Source organism: Pseudomonas sp. PDM15 (assembly GCF_014851565.1).
GTDB lineage: Bacteria > Pseudomonadota > Gammaproteobacteria > Pseudomonadales > Pseudomonadaceae > Aquipseudomonas.
In genome coordinates, this window is the sequence record NZ_JACVAA010000003.1 from 309,604 (window position 1) to 331,455 (window position 21,852).

The window sequence follows — 21,852 nt, forward strand, 5'->3', positions numbered from 1 at the left end:
CGCTCCTGAGCCCACCCTACGTGGAGCAGAGCTGCGGATTATCCGTAGGGTGTACTTGCCGCAGGCAGTACACCAAAGGTCGCTCGCCAACCCCATAAGTTTTACTCGCAGCAGGCGGAAGACATGGGATTACTCACCGGAAAGGCGAGCATCCAAGCCATCAATCCAGTACCGCAGTTCCTTCCGCCGGAGGCTCTTCCAGCAACGGGCAGTTGTCGCACATCTCCATGCCCAGTTCGTTACGGATGCAGCACAGCTTGCGTTGCCGCCAGGGCGCGCAGCCCTCGCCCTGTGGCACATAGCTGACCGGCTCGAACAGCGGGTTGCGAGTGCCGTCCGGGCGCAGCTTGCTTTCCAGCACTTCGAAACCCTGGGCCAGCATCGGCTTGGGGAACGGCAGGCCGTCGAGGGTCGACATGAACCATTCGAAGTAGTTGCCGGCGTTGCTCCACAGCACTCGCGCGGCGATCTTGCGATGGGCGCGCAGGGCATCGATGAAGGGCAGCAGGTTGTCGTCGAGCAATCCCGCGAAGCGCTCGAAGCCGTTGGCCGGGGCCGCGCTCCAGCGTTCGCCGGCGTGCGGCAGCTTGAAGGCCTCGGGTAGGCCATCGGCGCCGACCACCACCTGGATCTCGTCGAAATCCAGCGGCAGGCGCCAGTTGAGGATGAGTCCTGCCGCCAGCACCGGCGGAATCAGGCGCAGGAAGTAGTACTTGGACCACAGCGACATCAGCGCACGCCGATCACCCTCGGCATGCTCGGGGCCGAAGCGCAGCATCTGCTCTTCGAGACGCTCGGGGCTGACGAACTCACGCCCGGACAGTGCCGGGCGTGGGTCATCCGCAAGGGTTAGAACATCGCGGTAGTGGGCGAAAGGCCCTTGAAACAGCGGGGCAATGGCCGGGATCATCGGCCCCCCGCCTGGGTCAAGCACATGCGCTGGCGACTCCTGTTGCGTGGCGCTGTCGACGGCTGTCCATCAGCGCATCGACCACTTCCTGTGAACGTATGGCCAGCACCGACAGCAACGTGTCGCTCAGGCCATGGCTGGCCTCGCAGCAACCCTGCAGGTAGATACCGGCAGTCATCTGCGGCTGGCAGCACAGACGATAGTCGCGTCCGACGCCTTCGCCCAGATGCTCGGCCAATCCGCCGAGCAAGCGCTTGTAGCCGTCACGACGATAGCCGGTGGCCAAGACTACGGCATCGTACAGGCGATCTTCCACGCCTTCCGGACCGCTCAGGGTCAGGCGAATGCCCTCGTCGCCGGCCTGCACGGCCTCGATATTGCGCTGCGGCAACAGGTTGTGCGGCGCGTGGCCGGTGACCTTCTGCAGGTACAGACGGTGATAGATGCTCTCGATCAGGTCCAGGTTGACCACCGAGTAGTTGGTCTGGGCGTTGGCCTGGATGAACGCCTCGCGCTCTTCCGGCGACTGGCCATAGACCACGTCGGTGTAGGACGGATCGAAGATCTCGTTGATGAACGGGCTGTCGTCCGCCGGGCGCAAGGCCTGGGCGCGCATCACCAGGGAGACCTCGGCGCTCGGGTAGCGGCCGCACAGATCGCTGAAGATCTCCGCTGCGCTCTGCCCGGAGCCGACCACGGCAAGGCGCTTGGGTTCGCCGCAGGCCTGGATGCGCTCCAGGTAGCTGGAAGAGTGCATCACCCGTGCGTCGCCCTTGAGCGGACGGAATGCCTCGGGCACCACCGGCTCGCCGCCGATGCTGACCACCAGGTTGCGGGTGATGCGCGCACGGGTGCGGCCGTCGGCCAGGCGCGAGATCACCTTTACCCGGGTCACGTCGCCGCCATCGAGCACCGGTTCGACACCGATGACTTCCTCGCCGTAATGCAGGCGATCGCTGAACTGGGCCGCGGCCCAGCCCAGGTAGTCGTTGTACTCCAGGCGCGACGGCGTGAAGGTGCTGATATTGATGAAGGCTTCCAGTCGGCGCTTCTCGTGCAGGTAGCTGACGAAGGTGTAGCGGCTGGACGGGTTGCGCAGGGTGGCCAGATCCTTGAGGAAGGAAATCTGCATGCGGCTGTCTTCCAAGAGCATGCCACCGTGCCACTCGAAGGCCGGTTTCTTTTCCAGGAAGCAGTATCGCAGGCCGTGCTCACGCACCCGGCGGTCTTCATCCAGGGCCACCGCAATGGCCAGGTTGGCGGGCCCGAAGCCCAGCCCGATCACATCGTATTCCAGTGTTTCTATGCTCATGTCAGGCCCCGATCCTCTGCGGATGGTTCGTGTGAAGGCCAAGTCAGCCCCTGGAGGCACTCGCCTCGCCCAACCTCATCAGTTCACGGCCACGCTCGGGCGCGGCTCTTTTGTTCTATGGGTCCACGGACAGCAACCGTGGACCTTACTGCTATGCCAGGCGGCAGCGTTCGAAGAACACTTCACGCGACTGCACCATGAGTGCCGCGCGCTTGTGCGGGAAATCGAATTCCTTCGCCTTGTGGTAACCCTGCGCCTGCATGTGACCAATCATCTTGGCGTTGTCGGCACGGGGCTCGGCGACCACCCGCTGGGTACGCGGATCGTCGAGGAACAGGTAGTGGGTCAGTGCGTTCAACCAACTGGCCACCTTGTGCGGGCCGCGATGGCTCTCTTCGCCAACCAGCATGTGGATACCGCGGTCGTAATCCGCCACGTCATAGAACGGTGCGAGACGGTCTTCCTTGGCCCAGTAGGCTTCGTAGTAGGCGAACGGTTCGTCGTCGAAGCAGCCGATCAGGGTCAGCACGCGCGGATCTGCGGCCAGCTCCTCCAGGTAGCAACGATGCTTGGTGAGGTCGCCCTCTTCCTGCCAGAACGCGGCCACGCGGGCGCTGTTCTGCCAGCGGTTGAAACGCTCGAGGTCGCTGTCGATATCCAGAGTGCGCAGGGAAATCCAGGCGCCCAGGCTGGCGTCGAAACGCCGATAGACCTCGCCCTGCGGCTTGGGTGCACGCCGCGGATGACGGCGGCCTGTGGCATGCATGACCATCTGCTGCGGATAGCCGGCGCTGCCGGTATTGCGCAGGAACGGCCCCGGCAGCTGCCAGAACAGCGAGCGCTCGATGCGCAGGCTCTCGCCTTCGCCCACCAGCAGGCCGCTGTACAACAGCGCGGGGTCGATACTTTCCAGCTGCAGACGCAGCCTCTGCAGTGCCGGATCACTGGCAAAGCACCAGTACGCCAACAGCCACAGAGCCTCGGCTTGTTCCTCGACAGCCAGCTCCAGCGGAACCAGCAACTCGCCCTGGCGACGGGCGCGCAAGAGCGCGCGCTCGTCCAGATGCAGGGCCAGGCTGACGCCGTCATCGCGGGTGACCAACCGCTGCCCATTGGGCAGCGGCAATTGTTGTAGCGGATTAGAAGTCATAACTCACACTGGCGATGACGTTGCGACGGTTGCCGTACCAGCAGTAGTACTCACAAGCCGCAACGTATTCCTTGTCGGTCAGGTTATTGGCATTGAGTTGCAGACGAATGTCCTGAATGCGGTAGCTGACCATGGCGTCGACCAGGGTGAAGGACGGCACTTCCAGGGTCTCGGTATTGTCGCCATAGGTGGAGCTGGTATGCCGCACGCCGGCACCGAAGCCCAGACCGTCGAGCAGGCCGCCATGGAACTGGTAGTTGGCCCACAGCGAAGCCATCTCGTCGGCGACGTTGGCGGGGGTCTTGTCCTTTTCCGCCTCGACGCTGGTCTTGGTGGTTTCTGGATCGAGCTTGGTGTAGCTGGCAATCAGGCTGATGTTTTCGGTGACATTAGCCTGGGCCTCCAGCTCGATACCGCGGCTGCGCACTTCGCCCAGCTGAGTGGGGACGCCGTTGCTTGTCTTAGTGACGTTTTCCTGGGTCAGCTCGAAGACCGCCGCGGTGAACATCGCATCCAGGCCTTCCGGCTGGTACTTGATACCGATTTCCTTCTGGTCTCCCTCTTGTGGCTCGAAAGGCTTACCCGTGACACGGTTTATGTCCGTCACCGGCAGGAAGAACTCGGAGTAGCTGATATACGGGGTCAGGCCATTGTCGAACACATAGGCGACACCACCGCTCCAGGTGAAGTTATCGTCACGTACGTCATGGCTGACGTTGCTGGTCTGGTTGTCGAAGTCGGTGCGCGACTTGTCGTAGCGACCACCCAACAGGAACACCCAGTTGTCGAGCTTGAGCTGCTCCTGGATGTAGTAACCGAACTGATCGGCGCGGGTGTCCTTGTCTTCCAGAGCGAAATCGCCGATTGGCGCATCGTTGCCGATCGGAATAACGCCACCCAGCGGTGTGTTGTTGCGTGGGTCGAAGATATCCAGCGGCGGGATCACGCCGAAGTTTGGATAGCCGTTGGGGCTGCGATCATTGATCTTCAGCTGCTGGTAATCGAAGCCGAGCAGCAGGGTATTTTCCCAGCGATCACCGAACCAGTTGCCGAGCAGGCGGTTGTCCACCGACAGGTTGTCCGCCTTGCCATCGTTGTAGGTCAGGCCGCGATTGATGATGCGATCGGTGAGGTTGCCGTAGAAGAATAGCTGGCGCAGTTCCAGGTCCATGTGGCCGTAGCGCAGGTTCTGCTGGAAGTCCCAGTTGTCGCTGATGCGATGGTTCAGTTCGTAGCCCAGGGTGTACTGGTCACGCTCGAAGGTCTCGTACTCGGGATTGCCCACCGCGGTGTCGGTGTCGATATCGCCATTCGGGTTATGGCTGATAGTGCCGCTAGACGGCAGGAACTGCAGCTGCGGATCGGAGCGATCCTTCTGCATGCTGGCCAGTACGGTCAGCGAAGTATCTTCGTTGAAGTTGATGGTCATCGAAGGCGCCAGCAGGATGCGCGCGGCGTCAACGTCATCGACCTGGGTACCGGTGTCGCGGCTCAGCGCCACCACGCGGTACAGCAGATTGCCCTCTTCATCCAGCTTGCCACCGACGTCGGCGTTGATCTGCTTGCGATCGAAGCTGCCGTACTGAATGCCGATCTCGTTCTTGGCATCGACTGTCGGGCGCTTGCTCTGCAGGTTGATCAGGCCGCCAGGCGGGGTCTGACCATAGAGTACGGACGAAGCGCCCTTGAGCACTTCGATGCGCTCGAGCATGTAGGGATCGATCTGCCAGCTGTAGAAGGCGCTGGAGTAGATGCGCGAACCGTCCATGAACAGACCGTTGTTGGCCTGTTTGAAGCCGCGAATGATGAACCAGTCCTGCTTGTTGTCCTCGCCATAGAAACCGGCCTGCACGCCGCCGGAATAGCGCAGAGCCTCGCTGATGGTCTGGACGTTGCGGTCCTCCATCTGCGCCTGGGTCACCACGGAAACCGAACGTGGAGTCTCGCTCAGGGGAGTGTTGATCTTGGTGGCGCTGCGGCTGTTCTTGGCCACGTAGCCCTGGTCTTCGCCGACCGGGCTGTCCAGCTCGCCGCTGATGTTGGTGGCTTCCAGCTGTACGGCTTCCTCGGCATGCAGACCGATGCTGAACGCGCCCAGCGCACAGGCCATGGCCAAGGGCAGGCGCGCCTTGGTGAAAGGTACTTTGGCCTGCTGCTTCGCTTGCTGTTCCATCAACACTCCCCAGAAATCAAATTAGAAGGATTCGCATTTATATGGCTTGCCTCTACTAGACGAGCAAGGCGCAGGAAAATTTAGCCGCCGACAGAAAATTTCTTCGGCGGCTCTCACTTCAGCTGCCCAGCAAGGCCACCAGCTCCTGAAGGACCTGCGGATGACGGACGATGCCCTGGTGATCGGTGTCGATGAGGCGGTGGCTGGCCGCCCTGCCCTGCACCTGCTCCAGGCCACTCTCCAGCAAGGCCGCCCGTCCGCCTGGCTGCGCCGCCCACCAGCAATGCGGGCGTACCTTGACCCTGGGCAGCGCGTAACCGGCGCACAGACGGCGCATGTGCTGCTCCACCGCCCAGGCGAATAGCAGCTCCTCCAGGCTCTGGCGGGTCATGCCGTCCAACGGTTGGCCGGCGAACCAGCTGCTGCAGGCCTGCGGCCAGTCCAGCGGTTCGAGCTGCAGCAGTTGTTCGAACAATCCATCCCAGGCCTTGGCAGGCAACTCCGGAGCCAGCAGTTGCAGATGCTCGAGCAGCTTGGCGCGGGCCTGCGGATGGCGCGCATCGTCGCCGGCGATCTCGGTGCCCGGCACATAGCAGTCGAGCAGGCCGAGGAAGGCCACCTCCTCGCCACGCGCCTCCAGACGCGCCGCCAGCTCCAGCGCCAGGCTGCCGCCCAGCGACCAGCCAACCAGCCGATACGGCCCCTGCGGTTGCTGCTTGAGCAGCGCGGCCAAGTAGGCATCGGCCATCTCACTCAGCGAGGCATCCCGCCAGCTCGGGTCGAGGAAGCTACGGCACTGCAGGCCGAACACCTCACGCGCACCATCGAGCCTCGCAGCCAATGGCTGGTAGCCGGTGACCCGGCCGGTGACCGGGTGCGGGCAGAACACCGGCGCGGCCGGCGCCTCCTGGCGAGTCAGGCGCAGCAAGGGCGATGGTCCTTGCACGGCCTGGCCGCGCGCCAGCTCCAGCAAGCCAAGCAGTTCCCGGCGATAGTCTGCAGCCAGAGCCTCGATGGTCTCGGCACGGTACTGATTGGCCGCGTATTCCCAGGACAGCTGCAACTGGCCGTCGAACACCTGGCCATTGACCGCCAGGCGCGCGGCCAGCGGGTTGTTCGCCGCCACCGCTGCACCACCGCCGGCCGCCGGGCGGAACCAGTCCGCCGCCGCTCCGGCCTGGTACTGGCCGAGATAGTTGAAGATCACTTCGGCGCTCGGCACGGCAGCAAGTGCCGCCTGCGCCGCAGTCGAACCCAGCCAGCGCAGCACGCCGTAGCCCTGGCCGCCATGTTCGACCTGCTGCAGGCGTTGCTGAACCTGCTGCAGGTGCTCGCTCATGTCGCTGGCCTGTGGCAATTGCAGCGGATACAGGCTGGTGAACCAGCCGACCGTGCGCGACAGATCCAGCTCGCCGGCCAACGCCTCGCGGCCGTGGCCTTCGAGGTTGACCCGCAGCCCCGGCTGGCCGCTCCAGCGGCACAGCGCGCGGGTCAACGCGGTGAGCAGCAAGGCGTCGATTCGTACACCCGATTGCGCCGGCGCCTGCAACAGGCGTTTGGTCTGGGCAGCATCCAGGGCCAGGCGCACTTCGCGCTTGTCGCCATGGGTAGCGCTAGTACCATCCAGTTCGCGAGGCAGGGGCATGGCCGGGCCACTCAGGCGGCTGCACCAGGCATCCAGCTCGACCTGCGCCGCTTCGCTGCCGGCCCAGCCTTGCAAGGCCTCGGTCCAGCGCTTGTAGGACTGACTCTTGCTCTGCAGGCGCACGGCCTGGCCGGCCTCCAACTGGCGATACGCCGCGAGGATATCTTCCAGCAGGATGCGCCAGGACACGCCGTCCACCACCAGGTGATGCACGGCCAGCAACAGGCGATCGGGCTGGCCAGTCTGCTTGAGATAGAGCGCGCGCAGCAGCGGGCCGGCGGCCAGGTCGAGGCTTTGCTGGGCCTGCTGGCAGAACGATTCGGCCTCGGCATCGCTGCCGGCTTCACGCAGCCACAGCAGTGGCTGCTCGATATTCACGTCGGCATAGTGCTGGCGCCAGGCGCCCTGCTCCAGGTTGAAGCGCAGGCGCAGGCCGTCGTGATGGGCCACCAGCGCCTGCAGCGCCTGCTCCAGCAGCTGCGGTTCGAGCGGACGCTGCAGCTCCAGATTCAGCGCCTGGTTCCAGTGCGCCGGCTCGGCCTGATCCATGGCGAAGAAGTGCGCCTGGATCGGTGCCAGCGGCAGTTCGCCGCTTACCGGTTCCTGTTGCTCCTCCGCCCCGGCCAGGCGTGCGACCTTGGCCAGCTCGGCCAAGCGCGGGAACTGGAACAGCTCGCGCGGCGCCAGTTGCAGCCCTTGCTGGCGCACGCGACTGACTACCTGCAACGCGACTATGGAGTCGCCGCCCAGCTCGAAGAAGTGGTCCTGGCGCCCGACCCGCTCCACACCCAGCACCTCGGCCCAGATGGCGGCAAGGATGCGTTCGTTGTCGGTTTGCGGCGCCTCATAGGACTGGCTGTGCCAGGTCGGCTCCGGCAGCGCGGCACGGTCCAGCTTGCCGGCTGGGGTCAGCGGCAGCTTGGCCAGGGCGATGATCTGCGTCGGAACCATATAGTCCGGCAGCACCTTGGCCAGCTCGGCTTTGAGCTGCGTGGTGTCGCTGGCCTCTTTGGCCACGACGTAGCCCACCAGCTGCTTGCCGGTCGGCGTCTCGCGGGCGATCACCGCCGCTTCTTGCACACCTTCCAGGGCCAACAACTGGCTCTCGATCTCGCCCAGCTCGATACGGAAGCCGCGAATCTTCACCTGATGATCCACCCGGCCCAGATAGTCCAGGGTGCCGTCTGCGCGCCAGCGCACCAGGTCGCCGGTGCGGTACATGCGCTCGCCGGCTGCGCCAAATGGATCGGGCAGGAAGCGTTCGGCGGTCAGCTCCGGACGCTGGAAGTAGCCACGAGCCAGACCGACTTCACCGCCGATATACAGCTCGCCAGCCACGCCGATGGGCAGCAAGTTCAGCTCGGCATCCAGCACATAGAGGCTGCGTGGCCCCACCGGGTTGCCGATCGGCGCGTAGGCGGCTTCGAAACTGTCACCAGGGAAGGCTTCCCAGATCAGCGGCGTGACCACCGTCTCGGTCGGGCCGTAGCCGTTGATGATGCGTTTTGGCTGCAAGACTTTCTGCAGGCGCTCGTAGGTCTCGCGGGTAAAGGCCTCGCCACCCAGGGTCCAGGAACGGACCGGCAGTTTCAGGTTCTGGCTTTCCACCCAATCCAGCAATTGCTGGGCATAGCTGGGCGGCAGGCAGGAGATGGTCACGCCTTCATCAGCGATCACCTGGCAGGTCTTCTCCGCGCTCCACAGCTCCTGATCGCGGATCACCAGGCGACTGCCGAAGGCCAGCGGCACGGTCCAGCGCTCCAGGGCGCCATCGAAGCTGATCGAGGCGAAGTGCAATTCCACATCGTCCTGGGTCATGCCGTAGCGCTGGCCGATGGTCTGCACATGCATGCTCAGACCGAGATGATTCACCGCCACGCCTTTCGGCTGGCCGGTGGAGCCGGAGGTGTAGATCAGGTAGGCCAGATTCAGCGGGTGCAGCTGTACCGCAGGCGCTGACGAATCAAAAGCGGACAGATCCAGCTGATCCAGATACAGCGGTTCAACCGAAGAGGACAGCGGCAGGCGCTTGGCCAGATCGGACGAGGTGATCAGCCATTTAAGGCCCGAGTCCTCGACCATGTAGGACAGGCGCTCGCGCGGGTAATCCGGATCCAGCGGCACAAAGGCGCCACCGGATTTCAGCACCGCCAGCATGGCCACGATCATTGCGTTGCCGCGCTCCAGCGACACACCGACGCGGGACTCCGGGCGCACGCCTTGAGCGACCAGTAAATTGGCCAGGCGATTGGCTTTGGCTTCCAGCTCGGCAAAGGCAATTCGCTCGGTGCCATGTACCAGGGCGATGGCTTCGGGGCGCAAGCGTGCCTGCTCGGCAATCAGCTCCGGCAGCAGACTCGTAGCATCGAAGTCCTGGCGCGGAGTGTTCCACTCAGCCAGCCGTGCCAGGTCGCCGGCATCCAGTAGTTGTAGGCGCACCAGGGGCTGATCCGGCGCGGCACTGACCTGCTCCAGCAGACCCAGCAGGTGCGCGGTCATCTGCTGCATCTGCCCATCGTCCAGGCGCTCGCGAGCCCAGGTCAGGGTCAGTCGCAGTTGGCCAGCGCTGTCTTCCAGGCTGTCCAGGGCCAGGTCGAACAGCGCATGCGGTACGCCCTGGGCCAGCGGCTCCAGGCGCAGGCCGGGCAGCTGCAAGGCGTCGAGGTCGCGTTTCTGGTGATTGAACAGCACCTGGAACAGCGGCGTCTGACCCAGGCTGCGCTCGGGCGCCAAGGCTTCCACCAGTTGGTCGAACGGCAGATCCTGCTGATCCTGGGCATCCAGGGCGTGGCGACGCACGTCGGCCAACAACTGGCGGAAGCTCATGTCGCTACTCAACTCGGCACGCAGCACCTGGGTGTTGACGAAGAAACCCACCAGCGGCGCGGTCTCGGCGCGCTGGCGGTTGGCTACCGGCACACCGACGCGGATATCGCGCTGGTTGCTGTAGCGCGCCAGCAGCAGCTGGAAGGCGGCCAGTAGCAGCATGAACAGGGTCGCGCCTTCGCCCTGGGCCAGCTGGCGCAGGCGCTCGGCCAGGGCCTGAGGCACCTCGATGGCTTGACGTGCAGCATGCCGTTGGCCGGACGCATCCAGCTTGTAGGGCAAGGCCAGCACCGGCTGCTCGCTGCCCAGGCGCTCGCGCCAGTAGCCGAGCTGGCGTTCGCGCTCGCCGGCCTCCAGCCAGGCGCGTTGCCACTGGGCATAGTCGGTGTACTGGATTGGCAGTTCGGTTAGTTGCGGAGTCTGCCCCAGGCGCAGCGCGGCATAGGCGCGACCCAGTTCCTCGGCGAACACACCGATGGACCAGCCATCCGAGACGATGTGGTGGCAGACGATCTGCAGGCGCCACTGCTGCTCGGCCAGACGCAGCAGCTGCACGCGCAGCAGCGGCCCTTCGATCAGGTCGAAGGTGCGCGCCGCATGGGCATCGGCCAGGGCCTGCAACTGCTCCGGCTCGCCGCGCAGGTCGCATTCCTCCAAGGCCAGCGGGCTTGGCGGGTCGATGCGTTGGCAAAGCTGACCAGCGTGCTCATAGAAACGGGTACGCAGCGCCTCATGACGCTCGACAATCAGTTCCAGCGCCGCCAGCAGCGCGCCGCGATCCAACTCGCCCTCCAGGGCGAAGGCGCCAACCATGTGGTAGGCGCTGCTATCGGGCTCCATCTGCGCCACCAGCCACAGGCGTTGCTGGGCATGCGAGGCCGGCAGGTGTTCGCCGCGCGGCGCCGGTACCAGCGGCAGGCGGTCGAAACGAATGCCTTTGGTTGCCAGCAGCTCGAGGAAGCGCTTCTGTTCGGTCGGCCCGAGGGCGAGGAAACGGCGCGCCAGGGCGGCCTTGTCGATGGGCGCGGTCACAGGGCCTCCAGTTCGTCGAGCAGCGCGGCCATGTCGCGCAGGTCTTGGTCTTCTTCCTCGGCAGCGGCCGGAGCCAGGCCGTCGAGGGAGGTGGCCAGGGTGGCCAGGTCTTGCGCCTCGAAGAAGGCCCGCAGCGGCAACTCCAACCCCAGGCGCTGGCGCAACAACGCCACGGCCTGGGTGGCCAGCAGCGAATGGCCGCCGAGTTCGAAGAAGTTGTCGTCGAGGCCGACCTGGGCTACTTCCAGCACTTCCTGCCAGATGCTCGCCAGGGCGATTTCCAGCACGGACTGCGGCGCTCGGTAGCTGCGCGCCTGCCATACCGGCTCGGGCAGCGCACGGCGCTCCAGCTTGCCGTTGGGCGACAGCGGCATACGGTCGAGGCGCATCAGGATCGACGGCACCATATGTTCGGGCAGCTCGACCTTCAGCGCCGCCTTGATGCCGCTGAGCCAGCTGGCTTCATCCGCCGGCAGCGGATCGGCCACTACATAGCCAACCAGCTGCTTGCCGATCTGGCTGTCGCGGGCCACCACCACGGCCTCGGCAACACCCGGCTGGGCACCGAGCTGGGCTTCGATCTCGCCCAGCTCGACGCGGAAGCCGCGAATCTTCACCTGATGGTCGATGCGCCCCAGGTAGTCGATGGCGCCATCGGCGCGCCAGCGCACCAGGTCACCGGTGCGGTACATGCGCGAGCCGGCTGGGCCGAACGGATCGGGCAGGAAGCGCTCGGCGGTCAGCTCCGGACGACGGTGGTAGCCACGCGCCAGGCCGATGCCAGCGATATACAGCTCGCCGGGCACGCCTTGTGGCACCAGGTTGAGCTGGGCATCGAGGATATGCAGGCGCAGGTTGGCGATCGGCCGGCCGATCGGCACGGCATGACGCCCCTCCTCCACGCAGGTCCAGTGACTGACGTCGATGGCCGCCTCGGTCGGGCCGTACAGGTTGTACAGACCAGCCTGCGGCAGGCGCTGGAAGGTCCGCACCAGCAGCTCGGCCGGCAGCGCCTCGCCACTGCAGATGACGCGGGTCAGGCTTTGGCACTGCTCCACATCCGGGTGCAGCAGGAACGCCTGCAGCATGGACGGCACGAAGTGCAGCGTGGTGACGCGATGGCGCTGGATCAGCTCCACCAGCTTCTGCGGATCGCGGTGGTCGCCCGGTGCGGCCACGGCCAGGCAGGCGCCGGTTACCAGCGGCCAGAAGAACTCCCACACCGAAACATCGAAGCTGAACGGAGTCTTCTGCAGCACCACGTCGCCGGCACCGATCTGGTAGGCCTCCTGCGTCCACAAGATGCGGTTGGCCAGGGCCTCGTGGCTGTTGCCGGCGCCCTTGGGCTTGCCGGTGGAGCCGGAGGTGTAGATGACGTAGGCCAGATCGTTGCCCTGCAGCCTGACTGCTGGCGGCGTGACCGGCTCGTCGCTGCAGTCCTCGCGATCCAGGCCCAGTGCCTTGAGGCCGGCCGGCAGCGGCAGACGCTCGACCAGCTGGCTGTGCGACAGCAGCAGGTCGACGCCGGAATCCTCCAGCAGATAGGCCAGGCGCTCCAGCGGATATTCCGGGTCGAGCGGCACATAGGCGCCACCGGCGCGGACGATGGCGTGCAGACCGATCACCAGCTCCAGCGAGCGCTCCAGGCTGATGCCAACCAGGCTACCGCGCTGCACGCCGAGGCTGCGCAGGCGGTTGGCCAATTGGTTGATGCGCTGTTCCAGCTCGACATAGCTCAGCGTCTGCTCGCCGAATACCAGGGCCGGGGCCTGCGGGGTGCGCGCGGCCTGCTGGCTGATGCGCTCGCTGAGGTTGACCAGCGGGCCGTAGTCCTGGGTCGTGTCGTTCCAGGTGGCGAGCTGGGCCTGCTCGTCCTCGTCCAGCAACGGCAGCAGGCCGATGGGCCGGCTCGGGTCGGCGCAGATGCCTTCCAGCAGACGCACGAAGTGCCGCGCCAGGCGCGCGATGGTGCGCGCCTCGAACAGCTCGCCGGCGTAGCTGACGAAACCGCTGAGGCTGCCGTCGGCGGCTTCCTCGGTATCCAGCGCCAGGTCGAACTGGGCACCGGCGGCGCCCGGGTCATGCGGCTGCACGCGTAGGTCCGGCAGGTTGCCGAGGGCGCCGAAGTCCACCTGCTGGTGGTTGAACGCCACCTGGAACAGCGGGTGATGGCTCAGGCTACGCGTCGGTTGCAGCGCTTCAACCAGTTGATCGAACGGCAGCTCCTGATTGGCCAGGGCGTCGCGGCTGGCCTCGACCAGTTCGCCGAGCAGCTCGCGGAAGGGTTTCAGCCCGGCCGGCTCGCCACGCAGTACCAGGGTGTTGATGAAGCAACCGAGCACACCGTCCATTTCCGCCAGGCTACGCCCGGCCACCGGCACGCCGACGCGGATGTCTTCCTGGCCGCTGTAGCGGTGCAGCAATGTCTGCCAGGCCGCCAGCAACAGGCTGAACAGCGTGCTGCCTTCGCGCTGGGCCAGGGCACGCAGCTGTGCGGTGAGCGTCGAGGACAGCTCGAAACGCCAGCGCAGGCCCTGACGGCTGCCATGGGCTGGGCGAGGATGGTCGGTGGGCAGCTCCAGTAGCGGCTGGTGTTCACCCAGGCGGGCCTTCCAGTAGTCCAGCTGGCGCGTGGCCTCGCTGGATTTCAGCCAGTCGCGTTGCCACTGGGCATAGTCGGCGTATTGCAGCGGCAGCGGCGCGAACTGCGTAGCGCGGCCCTCGGCGAAGGCCGCGTAGGCGGCGGCGAACTCGCCGATAAAGCGCTGCATCGACCAGCCATCGGAGACGATGTGGTGCTGAATCAGCAGCAGACGGTATTCCTGGTCGCCCAGGCGCAGCACGCTGACCCGCAGCAGCGGTTCGCTGGCCAGGTTGAACGGACGCTTGAGCAGCTTCTGCGCGTAATCGCGGGCCTCGGCTTCGCGCTCGTTGGCAGCCAGCTCACGCAGGTCGACCCAGTCAATACGCTGACCCTGGGCCGGCAGAATGCGCTGACGCGCCTCGCCGTTGACCTCGACGAAGCGGGTACGCAGCGCCTCGTGGCGCGCCTCCAGCTGGTCGAAAGCGGCCTGCAGCGCCTGGCGATCCAGGCGGCCCTGCAGATCGAGACCGGCCGGCATATGGTAGGCGCCGTTGTTCGGGTCCAGACGATTGAGGAACCACAGGCGCTGCTGGGCATGCGACAGCGGCAGATCGCCGCCACGCGGCAGCGCGCGCAGTACCGGTGCATCCGCAGCTTCGCGTTGCAGGGCGACGGCGCAATCGGCCAGGCGGCTCTGCTCGAACAGCGCCTTGAGCGGCAGCTGCAAACCCTGTTGGCGGATGCGGCTGACTACCTTGAGCGCGACGATGGAGTCACCACCCAGTTCGAAGAAGTGGTCCTGGCGCCCTACCCGCTCGACACCCAGCACTTCGGCCCAGATGGCGGCGAGGATGCGTTCGTTGTCGGTCTGCGGTGCCTCGTAGGACTGACTCTGCCAGGTCGGCTCCGGCAGCGCGGCGCGGTCCAGCTTGCCGGCCGGGGTTAGCGGCAGTTTTTCCAGGGCGATGATCTGCGCGGGGACCATATAGTCCGGCAGTACTTTGGCAAGCTCGGCTTTGAGCTGCATGGTGTCGCTGGCCTCTTTGGCCACGACGTAGCTCACCAGCTGCTTGCCGGTAGGCGTCTCACGGGCAATTACCGCCGCCTCTTGGATTCCATCGAGAGCCAGCAGTTGGCTCTCGATCTCGCCCAGTTCGATACGGAAACCACGAATCTTCACCTGATGATCGACGCGTCCCAGGTAATCCAGGGTGCCGTCTGCGCGCCAGCGCACCAGATCGCCGGTGCGGTACATGCGCTCGCCTGCCTGGCCGAACGGGTCGGGCAGGAAGCGTTCGGCGGTCAGCTCGGGACGCTGGAAGTAGCCACGGGCCAGGCCCACCTCACCGCCGATATACAGCTCGCCAGCCACACCGATGGGCAGCAGGTTCAGCTCGGCATCCAGCACGTAGAGGCTGCGTGGGCCGACCGGATTGCCAATGGGCGCGTAGGCGGCCTCGAAGGTGTCACCGGGGTAGGCTTCCCAGATCAGCGGCGTTACCACCGTCTCGGTCGGGCCATAGCCGTTGATGATCCGTTGCGGCTGCAACACCTTCTGCAGGCGCTCGTAGGTTTCACGGGTAAAGGCTTCGCCACCCAGCGTCCAGGAACGCACCGGCAGCTTCAGGTCTTGGGACTCGACCCAGTCCAGCAGCTGCTGGGCATAGCTCGGCGGCAGGCAGGAGATGGTCACGCCTTCGTCGGCGATCACCTGGCAGGTTTTCTCGGCGCTCCACAGTTCCTGATCGCGGATCACCAGACGGCTGCCGAAGGCCAGCGGCACCGTCCAGCGCTCCAGGGCGCCGTCGAAGCTGATCGAGGCGAAATGCAGCTCGACATCGTCCGGGGTCATGCCATAGCGCTGGCCGATGGTCTGCACATGCACGGTCAGACCGAGATGATTCACCGCCACGCCCTTGGGCTGGCCGGTGGAGCCGGAGGTGTAGATCAGGTAGGCGAGATTTAGCGGATGCAGCTGCACTGTAGGCGCCGATCCTTCGAAGGCCGACAGATCCAGTTGATCCAGATACAGCGGCTCTACGCCCTCGCCCAGCGGCAGGCGCTCTGCCAGATCGGAGCTGGTGATCAACCACTTCAGGCCCGAGTCCTCGACCATGTAGCTGAGGCGCTCGCGCGGATAATCCGGGTCGAGCGGCACGAAGGCGCCACCCGACTTCAGCACGGCCAGCATGGCCACGATCATCGTGTTGCCACGTTCAAGGGAGACGCCGACACGCGACTCTGGCTGCACGCCGTGGGAAACCAGCAGATTGGCCAGGCGATTGGAGCGGGCCTCTAGTTCGGCAAACGAAATTCGCTCGTCACCATGCACCAGGGCAATGGCCTCAGGACGCAGAAACGCCTGCTCGGCGATCAGCTCCGGCAGCAGGCGCGCAGCATCGAAACCTTGTTGGGGTGTATTCCACTCGTTCAGCTGCGCCTGTTCGCCGACGGAAGCCAGCGCCAGGCTGCCCAGCGCACGCGCCGGATCGCCGCACACCTGGTCCAGGGCCTGGCGCAGCAGCGCCTCGACCTGAGCGATGCCGGCGGCATCGAAGTGCGCGCGGTCGTAGGCCAGCAGCAGCTCCAGGCGGCTGCCCGGCAGCACGGCCAGGGTCATCGGGTAATGTGTGAACTCGTGGCTCTGTGGCATGCCCAGGCGCAGCTCGCCGCGCTCGGCCTGCTTTAGTGCATCACCCAGCGGGTAGTTCTCGAACACCAGCAGGCTGTCGAACAGCGCTTCGCCGGCGCTGCCGACCCAGCGCTGGATATCGTGCAGCGGGCAGTGTTCGTGCTCGCGCAGCTGCAGGTTCTGCACCTGCAGCGCGGCCAACCAGGCGCCCAGTGGCTGCTCGGCCGGCAGCTGGATCGCCACCGGCAGGCTGTTGATAAACAGGCCGAGCATCTGTTCGCTGCCGGCCAGCTCGGTCGGGCGACCGGCCACGGTGGCGCCGAAGCACAGACTGCGCTTGCCGGTCAGACGCGCCAGCAGCAAGGCCCAGGCAGCTTGCACCAGGGTGTTGAGGGTCAGGCCGTGGCGCTGGGCGAAGCCGCGAATCTGCTGTTCGGTAGCGGCGTCCAGCGGTAGCGGATGGCGGGCATGGCCCTGCTCCGGCGCGCGGCACGGCAGGCAGCCGGCGATGCGGGTGGCACCGTCCAGCGGGGCCAGCTGCTCGCGCCAGAAGGCCTGCTCGGCGTCAGCATCCTGGCCGTCGAGCCAACTGATGTAGTCGCGGAACTGGCCGCCCGGCGCCGGCAGGCGGTCGCCGTGGTAGAGGGCCAGCACTTCGGCGAATAGCAAGCCGTTGCTCCAGCCGTCCAGCAGCAGGTGGTGCAGGGTCCACGCCAGCACGAAGTCACCGGTACCGCGCTGGATCAGCGCCAGGCGCAGTAGCGGCGCTTTGTCGAGGGCAAAGCCGCGCTCACGCTCGGCACTGCAGAAGGCCTGCAGCTGCTCATCGAAATCGGCGACGCCGCGCCAGTCGAGATCCTGCCAGTCCAGCTCGACCTCGGCCTGCACCAGTTGCAGCGGACGCTCGCCCAGCAGGAAGCGGCTGCGCAGCACGCCATGGCGCGCCAGCACCTGACGCCAGGCGCTCTGCAGACGCGCAGGATCGAGGCCGGTGAACGGCAGCAGCAGCTGGCTGACGTAGCTGCCGGCGCCTTCCAGCTGGCTGTGGAACAGCAGGCCCTGCTGCAGCGGCGACAACGGGTGGATGTCTTCCACACCGGGCAGCGCATCCAGCTCGGCCTGGCTCAAGCCGGCCAGCGGCACGTCGCTGGGGGTCAGGCTGGCCGGGGCTTTCTGGCAATGCTGGGCGATGGCGCGCAGCTCGTCCTGCAGGCGAGTGACGAGCCCCTCCAGGGTGGTGCGCGCCAGTTGCGCCGGGTTGAAGTCCAGGTGCAGATGCAGAGCGCCGCCACGTTGCTCGGCGTTGATTACCAGCGGTGCATCCAGCGGCGCATTGGCTTCGCGCCACAGACCACCTTCGCGAAGATGCAGGCCGTTGCCGCCCTCGTCGAACTGGCCGAGGTAGTTGAACAGCAATTGCGGGACGCGCTCGCCCAATTGCTCACGCTGGCGCAGCAGGCCGTAACCCAGGCCCAGGTCGGGCACGGCGCGCAGTTGCTCCTTGATCGCCTTGAGGCTGGCGGCCAGCTCGACTTCCGGTTGCAGGCGCACGGGGTAGAGACTGGTGAACCAACCGACGCTGCGCGACAGGTCGATATCGTCGAACAGCGGCGCGCGGCCGTGGCTTTCCAGATGCACGCACAGCGCTGGCTGCTCGCTCCAGCTGCACAGCACGCGGCTGAGGGCAGTGAGCAGAAGCTCATCGGCACGCAGGCGATAGGCCTGCTGGCCGGCCTGCAGCAAATCACGGGTAAATCCGGCGTCCAGGCTCAGTTCCAGACGCTGGCGAGTGCCTTCGCTACCAAACTCGCTGCTCAGCAGCGGCAGCTCGCCGCCGGCGGCCTGTTGGGTCTGCCAGTACGGCAGTTGCGCGTCGACGTTCCAGCCGGCCAGGCGCTCGCCCCAGGTCTTGAAGGCGCTGGTCTTGCTCGGCAGCTGTACCGCCAGGCCGCTGGCCAGTTGCAGGCAGGCACGCTGCAGGTCTTCCAGCAGCACGCGCCAGGACACGCCATCGACCACCAGGTGGTGGATGGACAGCAGCAGGCGATCGGCCTGGCCTGGTTGGGTAAGGTAGAGGCCGCGCAGGTGCGCGCCGCTGGCCGGATCGATGCTGCGCTGGATAGCGTCGTAGCGCGGCTGCGGGTCTTCGCCGGTGACCAGCTCTACCTGTTGCAGCAAAGGGACGCCTGCTACGGCGCCATGTACTTGCTGCCACTGACCATCGCGCTGCTCGAAGCGCAGGCGCAGGGCGTCATGGTGCTGAACCAGGGCTTGCAGGGCCTGTTCCAGCTGAGCAGTTGGCAACGGCTCGGCCAGTTCCAGCAGCAGGTACTGGTTGCACGGAGCCAGGCCTTCGCGCTGCAGAAGACGAGCCTGGATCGGCAGCAGCGGTGCCGCACCGATCACCGGGCCCTGATCGGCCAGCGGTGCGGCGACGCTGCGGGCAACGCCGGCCAGCTGGGTCAGGGTCTGCTGCTGGAAAAGGTCCTTCGGTGTCAGACCCAAGCCCTGCTGACGTGCACGACTGACTACCTGCAGCGCGACGATGGAGTCGCCGCCCAGCTCGAAGAAGTGGTCCTGGCGCCCTACTCGCTCGACGCCCAGCACTTCGGCCCAGATCGAGGCGAGGATGCGCTCGTTATCGGTCTGCGGCGCTTCGTAGGATTGGCTCTGCCAGGTCGGTTCCGGCAACGCCGCGCGATCCAGTTTGCCGGCGGGAGTCAGCGGCAGTTTTTCCAGGGCGATGATCTGCGCAGGGACCATATAGTCCGGCAGCACCTTGGCTAGCCCGCTGCGCAAGGCACTGGTATCAGTGTTGTCGCGAGCAACCACATAGCCCACCAGCTGCTTGCCGGCCGGCGTCTCACGGGCGATTACCGCCGCTTCCTGCACGCCTTCCAGGGCCAGCAGCTGGCTCTCGATCTCGCCCAGTTCGATACGGAAACCACGGATCTTCACCTGATGGTCGACCCGGCCCAGGTAATCCAGGGTGCCGTCTGCGCGCCAGCGCACCAGGTCGCCGGTGCGGTACATGCGCTCGCCTGCCTGGCCGAACGGGTCGGGCAGGAAGCGTTCGGCGGTCAGCTCGGGGCGTTGGAAGTAGCCACGGGCCAGGCCCACTTCACCGCCGATATACAGCTCGCCCGCCACGCCGATGGGCAGCAGGTTCAATTCGGCATCCAGCACATACAGGCTGCGAGGGCCCACCGGATTACCAATGGGCGCGTAGGCGGCCTCGAAGGTATCTCCCGGGAAGGCTTCCCAGATCAGCGGCGTGACCACCGTCTCGGTCGGGCCGTAGCCGTTGATGATCCGTTGCGGCTGCAGCACCTTCTGCAGGCGCTCGTAGGTTTCACGGGTAAAGGCCTCACCGCCCAGGGTCCAGGAGCGGACCGGCAGTTTCAGGCCTTGCGATTCGACCCAATCCAGCAGTTGCTGGGCATAGCTCGGGGGCAGGCAGGAGATGGTCACGCCTTCGTCGGCGATCACCTGGCAGGTCTTCTCGGCGCTCCACAGTTCCTGGTCACGAATGACCAGACGGCTGCCAAAGGCCAGCGGCACCGTCCAGCGCTCCAGGGCGCCGTCGAAGCTGATAGAAGCAAAGTGCAGTTCCACATCATCCGGGGTCATGCCGTAGCGCTGGCCGATGGTCTGCACATGCATGGTCAGGCCGAGATGGTTTACCGCCACGCCTTTCGGCTGGCCGGTGGAGCCGGAGGTATAGATCAGGTAGGCGAGATTTAGCGGATGCAGCTGAACAGTTGGGGCAGACGTCTCAAATGCCGACAGGTCAATCTGATCCAGATGGAGCGGCTCGATGGCCGAAGACAGCGGCAGGCGCTCGGCCAGATCGCTTGAGGTGAGCAACCACTTCAGGCCCGAGTCCTCGACCATGTAGGACAGGCGCTCGCGCGGGTAGTCCGGATCCAGCGGCACAAAGGCGCCGCCGGATTTCAGCACCGCCAGCATGGCCACGATCATCGTGTTGCCACGCTCCAGCGAGACGCCGACGCGGGACTCGGGGCCCACGCCATGGGTCACCAGCAGATTGGCCAGGCGATTGGCGCGGGCTTCCAGTTCGGCAAACGAAATTCGCTCGCTGCCATGCACCAGGGCAATGGCCTCAGGACGCAGAAACGCCTGCTCGGCGATCAGATCGGGCAACAGGCGCGACGTATCGAAACTCTGCTGCGGAGTATTCCACTCATTCAGTTGCGCCAATTCCTGCGCCGTCACCAGCGCCACTTCAGCCAGTGCCGCCTGGGGCTGGCTGGCGAAACCGTCGAGTACCTCGAGCATGCCGGCGATCAGCCGTTCGATGCTGCTCTCGGCAAACAGGTCGGCGGCATAGGCGAAGTTGATCAGCAGCTCGTCACCACGGTCGCGCACGGCGTCCAAGGCCAGGTCGAAGGGAATCTGGCTGGACGGCAACTCTGCCAACTGGGTCTCGATGCCCGGCAGCCAGTTGGCCGCCAGCGGGTGCTGCCGACGGTAGTTGAAGGCCACCTGGAACAGCGGCTGTTGGCCCAGGCTGCGGCTCGGCGCCAGCTCTTCCACCAGGCGTTCGAAGGGCATTTCCTGGTTGGCCTGAGCCTGCTTCAGGCCGCTGCGGGCCTGCTCCAGCCACTCGGTGACCGACAGCTCGGGACGCGGCTCGGCCTTGAGCACCACGGTATTCACGAAGAAACCCACCAGGCGCTCGAAGCCCTTGGCGCGACCGGCCACCGGTACGCCAATGCGCACTTCACGCTGTCCGGACAGGCGCGCCAGCTGCAGTTGCAGGGCCGCCAGCAGCACGGTGAACAGAGTGGCGCCGTTGGCCTTGGCCAGCTCGCTTAGGCGCGCCACCAGCGCCGGCTCTACCTGCAGGGAGCGGTAGGCGGCGCGGCGCGCGGCCTGGGCGTTGTGCGGGTAATCCGGCGTCAGGCTCAGCGGCGGCTGCTCGCCGCCCAGACGCTCGCGCCAGAAGGCCATCTGCTGAGCGCCGGCCTCGCTGTCCAGCCACTCGCGCTGGCCAACGGCGTATTCGCTGTACTGCACCGGTTGCGGGGTCATGAACGGCTGGCGATTCTGCAGGCGAGCGCGATAGAACTCGGCCATCTCCTCCACCAGCACGCGCACCGACCAGGCGTCGGAGATGATGTGGTGCATGCCCACGGCCAGGGCATGGCTGTTCTCGCACAGGCGATACAGGGCACAGCGCACCAGTGGGCCACGGGTCAGATCGTAGTCGGCCTCGATGAAGGCGCGAGCCAGCGACTCGACCTGCTCGGCGCCGCCTTCCAGCTCGATGATCTCCAGCGGCATCGAACCCGTCGGCAGCACGGCCTGCTGGGCAAGGCCGTCATGTTCGCGGAACACGGTGCGCAGCGCTGCATGGCGGGAGTACACCTGATCCAGGCCATGGCGCAGGCTGTCCATGTCCAGCTGACCTTCGAAACGCAGCACGCCGCCGATGTTGTAGGCGGTGCTGCCGCTTTCCAGGCGGCTGAAGAACCACAGTCGCTGCTGGGCGAAGGACAGCGGCGCCCATTCCAGGGCAAGGTTCGACGGGACTTGTGCGTTCATGACAGTACCTCGCAAAGAGT

Annotated in this window: 6 protein-coding genes; all 6 read right to left on the bottom strand. The window is 65.7% G+C overall.

Annotation, left to right across the window (positions count from 1 at the left end):
* Positions 1-160: 160 nt before the first annotated feature.
* Positions 161-910, bottom strand: coding sequence for a siderophore-iron reductase FhuF (gene fhuF / locus IB232_RS09420; RefSeq protein ID WP_192398256.1), 750 nt, complete (start codon positions 908-910; stop codon positions 161-163).
* Positions 911-926: 16 nt separating this feature from the next.
* The gene (locus IB232_RS09425) at positions 927-2,222 is read right to left on the bottom strand and encodes a lysine N(6)-hydroxylase/L-ornithine N(5)-oxygenase family protein (protein WP_192398257.1); all 1,296 of its coding nucleotides are present in this window, start codon (positions 2,220-2,222) and stop codon (positions 927-929) included.
* A gap of 151 nt (positions 2,223-2,373) precedes the next feature.
* Positions 2,374-3,372 carry a GNAT family N-acetyltransferase gene (locus IB232_RS09430; protein ID WP_192398258.1) on the bottom strand — a complete coding sequence of 333 codons (999 nt, stop codon included), beginning with the start codon at positions 3,370-3,372 and terminating at the stop codon, positions 2,374-2,376.
* Positions 3,362-5,545, bottom strand: coding sequence for a TonB-dependent siderophore receptor (locus IB232_RS09435; RefSeq protein WP_192398259.1), 2,184 nt, complete (start codon positions 5,543-5,545; stop codon positions 3,362-3,364). The genes IB232_RS09430 and IB232_RS09435 overlap by 11 nt, the downstream gene beginning before the upstream one ends.
* A gap of 118 nt (positions 5,546-5,663) precedes the next feature.
* Positions 5,664-11,048 carry a non-ribosomal peptide synthetase gene (locus IB232_RS09440; protein WP_318652250.1) on the bottom strand — a complete coding sequence of 1,795 codons (5,385 nt, stop codon included), beginning with the start codon at positions 11,046-11,048 and terminating at the stop codon, positions 5,664-5,666.
* Positions 11,045-21,832, bottom strand: a complete 10,788-nt coding sequence (locus tag IB232_RS09445) for a non-ribosomal peptide synthetase (protein WP_192398260.1) — start codon at positions 21,830-21,832, stop codon at positions 11,045-11,047. The genes IB232_RS09440 and IB232_RS09445 overlap by 4 nt, the downstream gene beginning before the upstream one ends.
* Between the last annotated feature and the right edge of the window lie 20 nt (positions 21,833-21,852).

Excerpts from the sequence above, each read along its gene's own strand:
- fhuF (WP_192398256.1), bottom strand. The coding sequence starts at position 910 with ATGATCCCGGCCATTGCCCCGCTGTTTCAAGGGCCTTTCGCCCACTAC.
- IB232_RS09425 (WP_192398257.1), bottom strand. The coding sequence starts at position 2,222 with ATGAGCATAGAAACACTGGAATACGATGTGATCGGGCTGGGCTTCGGG.
- IB232_RS09430 (WP_192398258.1), bottom strand. The coding sequence starts at position 3,372 with ATGACTTCTAATCCGCTACAACAATTGCCGCTGCCCAATGGGCAGCGG.
- IB232_RS09435 (WP_192398259.1), bottom strand. The coding sequence starts at position 5,545 with ATGGAACAGCAAGCGAAGCAGCAGGCCAAAGTACCTTTCACCAAGGCG.
- IB232_RS09445 (WP_192398260.1), bottom strand. The coding sequence starts at position 21,832 with ATGAACGCACAAGTCCCGTCGAACCTTGCCCTGGAATGGGCGCCGCTG.